This window comes from Liquorilactobacillus vini DSM 20605, assembly GCF_000255495.1.
GTDB lineage: Bacteria > Bacillota > Bacilli > Lactobacillales > Lactobacillaceae > Liquorilactobacillus > Liquorilactobacillus vini.
This window is the reverse complement of the sequence record NZ_AHYZ01000138.1, coordinates 1-1,674: the sequence shown is the minus strand read 5'-3', so window position 1 is coordinate 1,674 and position 1,674 is coordinate 1. Positions and strand designations below refer to the sequence as shown.

Below are 1,674 nucleotides of genomic sequence, written 5' to 3'. Positions count from 1 at the left end.
AAATAAAAGCAAACACTAAGCTTCTAAAATCATTTTTTGAAAAACTTAACATTGAAAAATAGCTTACTAAAAAAGCAACAAATGTTATTAAAGCATACCAAATATAAAAAGCGTTAATATAGCTAAAATGAAATAAAAGGAATGCCCAAATGTAAAGATAAGTTGATGGATAAAATAAAAACGTAGCTACGCCTGTTTGCTGGAAAACATTTGTTGCTATAAAAGTAAAAAAATGTCCTTGTTTTAAATTGCAAAAAATTTGTTGAACTCTTGAAGCATGAAATGAAAAATCTGAAAGTTCATATATTCTTCCAGTTTTTATATACCAAGCAACTGTAGAAACAGAAGCTATAAAAAAAATTACAATTGCAAAAATGCTAAACATAAAGCTTTTTCTTTTCATTGATAAAGTCCCCATTTTTATTTATGTAAAAATATCCGAGTTTGTGTTATATTTAACTCGGATAAGCCGTAGCTTTCTACCCCAAGTTTTTAGCTAAGGCTTATTTTTTTGCTACAAATCACTCGTATATCTTATTGCTTTCCCTAAAATCCTAGCTGGATTGTCCTTGCCAACAATAATCGGTGTATATTCAGGGTTATCTGGCATTAAAAACATCGTTTTATTTGACCTCTTAACTCTTTTTAAAGTAGCTTCATTAGTTTCAACTATCAGAACAGCCGCTATTTCGTTATCATCCACATCAGGTTGCTGTCTAATCAACACTTTAGAACCATCTGGGATTGTTGGCTTCATTGAATTGTCTTTAGCCTTTAGATAGAAGCATTTACCGCTTGGCAGGTAGTTAACTGGTTCATCAATGTATTCCTCTATGTTTTCCTCGGCTAAAATTGGATCTCCACAAGCTATCTCACCAAGCAAGGGGATTTTAACTGTTTTGGTTATTGGCACTACGTTGTCTGGTTTACTACTAATCAATTCTAAACGAGTTATATGGAAGAAATCGGCTAACTGTTGAATTTTTTCAATTCTTGGATATTTTTCAGCATTAGCCCAGCTCCTTACTGTTGAATCTGAAATGCCAAGAGCTTTAGCTAAATCAGCAACAGTCATTCTTCTTTTATTTAATTCTTCTTTCAAATTATTTGCAAGCGCTAATCTAACTTTGTTTTCCTTTGCCATTATTTATTGCCTCCTTTCAAACTATATATTACACTAAAAGTGTGGTAATATAAACATACTTTTTTTAAAAAATATCACTTTAAGCGTGATAAGTTAGCAGTGTTCCCAGAAGCTCGTTACTTTAGTGACGAGTAGTTCACATGCGCATTCTAAGACTACTTTCACATTTCAGGCGTGCAGTTTTGTGCAGTTATGCGTGAAATCAAATTTGAGAGTACACAAAATAGGCCAACTGAGTTGACCTAGAAAATGTTTTTTGTGGTGCATTTGCGGTGCAATCAAATTCCAAACATACATTTTATCGCTAAAGTCTGCAAAAAAAAAAACCTTTAAATCAATGCTTTGCAAAGATTTACAAGACTTTTCTTAATGTATATTGGGCATACTGGGCTCGAACCAGTACATTGCGGATTCAGAGTCCGCTGCCTTACCAATTTGGCGAATGCCCAATAAATAATGTTGTTTATTAACAACTGACTATTACATAATACTAGAATTTTTTTTTGATGTCAAACTAAATTTAAGGTTGG

General features: G+C 32.5%; 1 protein-coding gene, 1 tRNA gene and 1 pseudogene. All 3 read right to left on the bottom strand.

Annotated elements, in window-relative coordinates:
* Positions 1-403, bottom strand: a pseudogene (locus tag ON15_RS07915) (hypothetical protein); the annotation flags it as partial.
* Positions 404-514: 111 nt separating this feature from the next.
* Positions 515-1,144, bottom strand: a complete 630-nt coding sequence (locus ON15_RS07910) for a LexA family protein (protein WP_010580958.1) — start codon at positions 1,142-1,144, stop codon at positions 515-517.
* 376 nt (positions 1,145-1,520) lie between these two features.
* Positions 1,521-1,593 (bottom strand) — tRNA-Gln (locus ON15_RS07905).
* Positions 1,594-1,674: the final 81 nt, after the last annotated feature.

What these genes read in the sequence shown, in the direction of transcription:
- ON15_RS07910 (WP_010580958.1), bottom strand. Translation starts at nt 1,144, where the DNA reads ATGGCAAAGGAAAACAAAGTTAGATTAGCGCTTGCAAATAATTTGAAA.